The organism is Halomonas sp., assembly GCF_031581305.1.
Classification (GTDB): Bacteria; Pseudomonadota; Gammaproteobacteria; order Pseudomonadales; family Halomonadaceae; genus Halomonas.
Genome location: NZ_JAVLBC010000184.1, coordinates 1 through 6,415, shown reverse-complemented (window position 1 = coordinate 6,415; position 6,415 = coordinate 1). Strand labels below are relative to the sequence as shown.

General features: G+C 64.5%; 7 protein-coding genes. 1 reads left to right on the top strand and 6 read right to left on the bottom strand.

What is annotated here, in order from left to right; genetic code table 11:
• Positions 1-548, top strand: a 548-nt coding sequence (locus tag RI841_RS13405) for a L,D-transpeptidase family protein (protein WP_310706125.1), incomplete at its 5' end; no start/stop codon positions are given.
• Between the two features lie 386 nt (positions 549-934).
• Here the strand turns inward: RI841_RS13405 and RI841_RS13400 are convergent.
• From RI841_RS13400 to RI841_RS13375, 6 genes are all read right to left on the bottom strand, one after another.
• Positions 935-1,198 carry an Lpp/OprI family alanine-zipper lipoprotein gene (locus RI841_RS13400; RefSeq protein ID WP_040186261.1) on the bottom strand — a complete coding sequence of 88 codons (264 nt, stop codon included), beginning with the start codon at positions 1,196-1,198 and terminating at the stop codon, positions 935-937.
• Between the two features lie 177 nt (positions 1,199-1,375).
• Positions 1,376-1,987 carry a L,D-transpeptidase gene (locus RI841_RS13395; RefSeq protein ID WP_310706124.1) on the bottom strand — a complete coding sequence of 204 codons (612 nt, stop codon included), beginning with the start codon at positions 1,985-1,987 and terminating at the stop codon, positions 1,376-1,378.
• A gap of 199 nt (positions 1,988-2,186) precedes the next feature.
• Positions 2,187-3,344, bottom strand: a complete 1,158-nt coding sequence (locus RI841_RS13390; RefSeq protein ID WP_310706123.1) for an ATPase, T2SS/T4P/T4SS family — start codon at positions 3,342-3,344, stop codon at positions 2,187-2,189.
• A 92-nt stretch (positions 3,345-3,436) separates the two neighbouring features.
• On the bottom strand, positions 3,437-3,859 hold the full coding sequence (locus RI841_RS13385) for a GIY-YIG nuclease family protein (RefSeq protein WP_310706122.1): 423 nt from the start codon (positions 3,857-3,859) through the stop codon (positions 3,437-3,439).
• Between the two features lie 10 nt (positions 3,860-3,869).
• A complete protein-coding gene (locus tag RI841_RS13380) occupies positions 3,870-4,334 on the bottom strand; it encodes a 2-hydroxyacyl-CoA dehydratase (RefSeq protein WP_310706121.1) in 465 nt (154 codons plus the stop codon).
• A gap of 143 nt (positions 4,335-4,477) precedes the next feature.
• Positions 4,478-6,070 carry an ABC-F family ATPase gene (locus tag RI841_RS13375; protein ID WP_310706120.1) on the bottom strand — a complete coding sequence of 531 codons (1,593 nt, stop codon included), beginning with the start codon at positions 6,068-6,070 and terminating at the stop codon, positions 4,478-4,480.
• Positions 6,071-6,415: the final 345 nt, after the last annotated feature.

Here is a 6,415-nt window from a genome sequence, read left to right as displayed (position 1 = left end):
CGATCATCAGGGAGCATGCCGAGGAGGGGCGCTACCTGCCGAGCGTGGTACCGCCGGGCCCCGATAATCCGCTGGGTACGCGCAAGATGCGCCTGGGCATCCCCGGCTACTTGATTCACGGCACCAATCGCCCCGAGGGGGTGGGCATGCGCGTGACCCATGGCTGCATCCGCATGCTGCCGGAGGACATCGAGGATCTCTTCCCGCGCCTGGCGGTGGGAACGCAGGTCAGGCTGATCAACGAGACCCTCAAGCTCGGCTGGGCGGACGGCATCCTGCATATCCAGGCCTATCCCTACCTGGACGAGGAGGATGGCACCACCATCCAGCGCATTACCGACGCGCTCGCCGAGGTGGACACGGCGATCAGGGGGCTCGACTACCCGGTGGACTACGCCCGCCTTCGCGAGGTCGTGGAGGTGCCACGCGGCATGCCCGTGGCCCTGGAGGTCAGCGCGCCGGAACCCATCCCCGAAACGCTCTGGGACCGCCTGGAGCTGATCGCTGCCGAGAGCCATTCCCACGAGGAGCAAGTCGGCGAGGGCTGAGTTTTGGCTCTTTGGGGATCAGACCCTTGGGAATCCCCACGAATGTCAAGACGACGGCGGCATTTGCGCTGCTGATCTCGGTGGCCAGCCCCTTAGGGGTCAGACCCCGGCCATGCCGCCAAGCCCGTCATTACGCACTTCTCTAGCGGATGCGCCCGCCGCCGGGGTCTGACCCCTAAGGGGCTCCCAAGCGGCGGTGCCCATCGGAACAATCTCTCGCCAAATGAAAATAAAGAATCATTCGTGGTGAGGCCTCAGTGTCAGGCCCTGGGGTAGAGTGGATCCACAGGCTAGCCGCCGGGCACCCACAACAAGGGCCCCGCCGTTACCGGCGAGGCCCCTGTCTGGAAGGTTCTGCTACCGCCCTGACGGGCGGCTGAGAACGATCACTTACGCATGGAACGCTCGAACATGCGGTTCATCTCTTCGCGGTTCTGCTCGGACATCTGCAGGGCCGCCTGAGCGTCGCGCTGTGCCTGGTTGGCGGTGTTCTGCGCCTGGGTGGCGATGCTGCGTGCTTCTGCCGCGTCGGCCTGAGCGGACTCAGCGGTCATGCGCACTTCTTCCAGGGCGCTGGTGGAGGCGCAACCGGCCAGGATGGCCAGAGAAGCGGCAGCGGCGGTCAGCTTCAGGGTAGTCTTCAGAGTCATGGTGTTCTCCTTGAGTCTTCCTTGGGTACTGCGTTGGTGTTACCTGACAATCAGGTTTCCTGCATAAGCAGGCCTTGTTGCAGCGACTTCTGCTGCGAAACACAGGAATCAAACGCTGTTCTATAATATGAAACGGCGCTTGTCCATAGCTTAGAACGTCCCGAGCGCATGTAAAGCCTAGCGGATGACGACGCGCGTGCCAATGTCGACCAACGACGACAGACGCTCCACTTGAGCGTCGGTTACCGCCACACAGCCGTCCGTCCAGTGGAACCGCTGGTGGATGTCGGGATCGCCCTTGCCGACCCCGTGGATGCCGATGAAGCCCCCGAGCACCGTATCCTGAGGCGGATAGCCGTGTCGACGGTAGTAGGAAAAGTAGTCGTCATAGTCCTGCTGGCTGTAGACCCCGGCCTCCAGCGCCAGGCGAGCATGGGTCGGCGTGGGGTAATCGAGCCCGATGAAGATATGGAACTTGCTGCGACGGTTGAAGCGGTTGACCCGGAACTCGCCGAGCGGGGTGGCCCGGTCGCCCCGCTGGCGCTGCGGCCTGGCGCCCCCACGGCCCAGCGAGACGGGCTCGAAGCGCTCGAGGAGCCGGTTGCCTCGGTAGACGCTCATCGCCGCCTCCCTATCCTCGACCAGCACCCACAGCTCGCTGTCATGGCGGGGCACGATGGCCCGGGACAGCAGGCTGTCCATCAGGTTGGCAGAGGCCTGCGGGGCCAGCAGCAGCAGGGGGGAACTCAGCGCCAGCAGGCCGAAGCGGCGACGGGATAGGTACGTCATCGGTAGATTCTCGGCGGCATACAGGGAATGAAAGGCATCTGACTGACCGCCGTTATACCGGATTGCCGGTGGCCTGTCAGGAGGTGTGGCCCGCTCCTTTGGGATCAGACCCCGGCTAAGCCAACATGCCCATCATGGCGCACCCCTCTGGCGGATGCGCCCGCCGGGGTCTGCCCCCAAGGTGGCTAGCAAGCGCGTATCAGCTGGGCAGGATGGCGCCCATTCGGAAGACCTCACGCAGGCTGGTGATGCCGGCAGCGGCCTTGGCCAGGCCATCGGCGAACATCGGGGTCCCGCCCCGTTCCACCAGGCTGTGTCGCAGCACGGCCTCATCGGCGTGGCGCAGCAGCAGCGCATGATCCTCCGGCGTGGGCTGCCAGATCTCGAAGACCCCGGTACGTTCGCGATAGCCCAGGCCGTCACACTGCGCGCACCCCACCGGTACCCAGGCCTGCTCGGGCACCTCGACCCCCACCGCCTCCAGCCATTCAGCGTCCCGGGTGGGGGTTGGCTGTTGCTCACGACAATGCTCACAGAGGCGACGGACCAGGCGCTGGGCGATCACCAGGCCGAGCGTGGCACTGATCTCGGCATCCTCGAGGCCAAGCTGTCGCAGTGTGGAAACAGTGCCCACGGCATCACGACTGTGCAGGGTCCCCATCAGCGAACGGCCGCTGCCGGCCACACTGACGGCCGCCGCGGCGGAGCCGGGGTCACGGATCTCGCCAAGCAACACATAGTCCGGATCCAGGCGCAGCATGGAGCGGGTTCCCGAGGCGAAGTCGAGCCCGTGGGCGGGGTCCACCTGGATCTGGTTGATGCCGGGAATGGCATATTCCACCGGGTCCTCGAGCGTCACCACATGACTGTCGGTGAGACGCAACTGGTTCAGCAGGGTGTAGAGGGTGGTGGTCTTGCCGGCGCCGGTGGGACCCGCCACCAGCAGCATGCCGCCGGTGGCATCCATCCAGCGACGAATGCCTCGGGCGCCCTGCTCGCCGATGCCCAGCGAAAGCGTGTCCTGGAATGTGCGGGGCGGGGCGAGAAAGCGAATGGCCAGTTTCTCGCCGGCCACGCAGTTCACGGCGGTGACCCTCAGGAAGGTCTCTTCCATGCCCTCGGCGTCGGCGGACCAGCTGAAGCTGCCGTCATGGGCGACACGCGAGGGCATGGGATCGAGCCGCGCGAGCACCTTGAACTGATTGGCCAGCTGCAGGCCATCGCCGACATCGAGCTCCAGCACATCGATGACGCGACCATCGATACGCAGGCGCAGGCGCCACTCCTCTCGAGAGGGATCAATATGGATATCGGTGGCCCGCGCGCGGATGGCTTCCTCGAGCAGTACATGGGCCATCAGGGGCTCATCGTCAGCCCCTGCCGGATCGGCAACCAGTGCCGCGAAGCGCGGCAGGAGCCGCCGCCCTGCCGGCTGCCGGTCTTTCGCCATCAGTCGGCACGCTCGACGATAAACTGGGACATCAGCTTGTCGGTATGACCGCGCAGGTGCATTTCGGTCCTGTCGAAGGGAAAGCGATCGAGGTAGTCACGATTGACCGGCGGCTTGTGGACATTCACCAAGGCCGCCTCGAGCCGCTCCCGATAGACATACGTCGCCGCCGCCACGCTATAGCAGAGGACCTCCCCGGCCTCCAGGTGACGGGACCACTCATCGCGTAGCTCATGGTGGCGAATGCGCTGACGCACGTCGCCGGACTCGCCAATATAGAGCAGCCGCTCGATGCCGGGCTCGCCATTGGCGGCGGCCGTACCGGCATAGACACAGAATATCCCCGATATATCAGGAATCTTGTCAAGCTGCTCGTCCGTCCAGTAGCCCAGCAGCTTGAGTGACAGGATCTGATCCGACATCGCTTTCTCCTTAGTAATCCTCGAGTCGTTGCATATCGCGAGCAATACGCCGCACTTCGGCCTCGTGGCCGGTGGAGAGCGAGGCGAAGAATTCGCGCTCGGCCTCGACGGATGCCCGCTCGGCACGATGAGCATACAGGTCCTGCAGGGTCCTGTGCATGGTCAACGCCGTGGCCAGCACGTCCTGGACGCTGTCGCACGAGATGCATTCGGTGAGGCGGTCGAGCGTGGGCGCATGAGGGAAGTCGGCCGGGTCGTCGAACCAGGTCTCGAGCACCTTGCGATGGTCGCCCTCTTCCTCGAGATAGTTGGCCAGTTCAGTCTGCATCTTGCGCTCGTGCTCGGCCAGGTATTCCAGCGCCATGCGTACCCGGTCGTTCACGTCACCGGCGGCCAGCTGGCTATACTGCTCCGCGAGCCCCCGGTGATAATCGGCCGCCCAGACGACCAGTTCCTTGACCTGATGAAAGCGCATTGCGGCTCCTCCTTTTGATGCCCTGATGGGGGCGGGTAATTCATGTTTTCATCCTAGCCAAGCCGCGTCCATCACGCTTGACTCATATCAATTCGAGCCCATGCCGACATGACCTGCCGCGTCTCGTCCCGTGCCGCCGGGGGTCAGCCGAACAGGCCCTGGCTACGCAGGTAGTCGTCGTAGCTGCCGCTGAAGTCGGTGACGCCCTGCTCGCTCATGTCCAGGATGCGGGTCGCCAGGGAGGAGACGAACTCGCGGTCGTGGCTGACGAAGATCAGGGTGCCGGGGTAGTTCTCCAGCGCCAGGTTGAGCGCCTCGATGGACTCCATGTCCAGGTGGTTGGTCGGCTCGTCCATCAGCAGCACGTTGGGCCGGGTCAGGGCCAGCTTGCCGAACAGCATGCGGCCTTGCTCGCCGCCGGAGATCACCTTCACCGACTTGCCGATATCATCACTGGAGAACAGCATCCTGCCCAGGGCACCGCGCACGTCCTGCTCCCCGCCCTGGGTCCACTGGGCCATCCACTCGAACAGCGTCGCCTCATTGGCGAAGTCGTCGGCGTGGTCCTGGGCGTAGACCCCGAGTTCGGCACTGTCGGTCCAGCGCACGGCACCGGCATCGGGATGCAGTTCACCGCCCAGGGTGCGCAGCAGGGTCGTCTTGCCGATACCGTTGGGGCCGATGATGGCGATGCGTTCGCCGGCTTCCACGGTCATCGATAAACGCTCGAAGAGCGGTGCCTCCTCGTCGAAACGCTTGGTGATGGCCTCGACGTTGACCGCGTTGCGGTGGATCTTCCTGGCCTGCTCGAAGCGGATAAAGGGACTGACACGGCTGGAGGGCTTGATGTCCTCGAGCTTGATCTTGTCGATCTGCCGCGCCCGGGAGGTCGCCTGCTTGGCCTTGGAGGCATTGGCCGAGAAGCGGCTGACGAACTGCTGCAGTTCAGCAATCTGTGCCTTCTTCTTGGCGTTGTCGGCGTGCTGGCGTTCGCGGACGGCCGTGGCGGCGGTCATGTAGTCATCGTAGTTGCCGGGAAACAGCGTGATCTCGCCGTAGTCCAGGTCCGCCATGTGGGTGCAGACGCTGTTGAGGAAGTGGCGGTCGTGGGAAATGATGATCATGGTGCTGCTGCGCGCCTTGAGCATGCCTTCCAGCCAGCGGATGGTGTTGATGTCCAGGTGGTTGGTGGGCTCGTCGAGCAGCAGCACATCGGGGTCGGCGAACAGCGCCTGGGCGAGCAGCACGCGCAGCTTCCAGCCCGGCGCGATCTCGCTCATGGGACCGGCGTGCTGGTGCAGCGGGATGCCAAGCCCCAGCAGCAGCTCGCCGGCCCGCGCCTCGGCGGTATAGCCGTCGAGCTCGGCGAAGCGTACCTCGAGGTCGGCCACGGCCATGCCGTCCTCCTCGCTCATCTCGGGCAGCGAGTAGATGCGCTCGCGCTCTGCCGCCACCTGCCACAGCTCGGCATTGCCCATGATCACGGTGTCGATGACCCGCTCGTCCTCGAAGGCGAACTGGTCCTGGCGCAACTTGCCGAGCCGGGTACCGGACTCGACCATCACCTGCCCCGAGGAGGGCTCCAGGTCACCGCCGAGGATCTTCATGAAGGTGGACTTGCCGCAGCCGTTGGCCCCGATCAGGCCGTAACAGTTGCCATTGCCGAACTTGACGGACACATTCTCGAACAGCGGCTTGGCGCCGAACTGCATGGTGATATTGGCGGTGGAGATCAATGAAGGGTCCCGTTAGTGCATGAAGAGGGGGCCGCGATTGTACCGGTTATCGCCGCCGCACACACCCGGGGCCGCGCGACGGGACGCACAGCACGCTATGCTCACTGGACAGCACAGAGTCTGTGGCGGGTTGTGGGAGCGCAATTCATTGCGCGATTACGCCAACAGGAGCCCTAGTGGCAAAAGAGGCCCGGGGCATCGGCCATCGCGCAGCGGAGCTGCGCTCCCACAGCTATCACGGAGAGCATCGACAACGCTTCTAGAAGAGCTTTTCTCTTTACGCGATAGCTCTGGCCTAAAGCAGCAACCCCCCCTCGATGGGCACGAAGCGGCTGGCCGCACGGA

What these genes read in the sequence shown, in the direction of transcription:
- RI841_RS13400 (WP_040186261.1), bottom strand. Translation starts at nt 1,198, where the DNA reads ATGACTCTGAAGACTACCCTGAAGCTGACCGCCGCTGCCGCTTCTCTG.
- RI841_RS13380 (WP_310706121.1), bottom strand. Translation starts at nt 4,334, where the DNA reads ATGCGCTTTCATCAGGTCAAGGAACTGGTCGTCTGGGCGGCCGATTAT.
- RI841_RS13385 (WP_310706122.1), bottom strand. Translation starts at nt 3,859, where the DNA reads ATGTCGGATCAGATCCTGTCACTCAAGCTGCTGGGCTACTGGACGGAC.
- RI841_RS13395 (WP_310706124.1), bottom strand. Translation starts at nt 1,987, where the DNA reads ATGACGTACCTATCCCGTCGCCGCTTCGGCCTGCTGGCGCTGAGTTCC.
- RI841_RS13390 (WP_310706123.1), bottom strand. Translation starts at nt 3,344, where the DNA reads ATGGCCCATGTACTGCTCGAGGAAGCCATCCGCGCGCGGGCCACCGAT.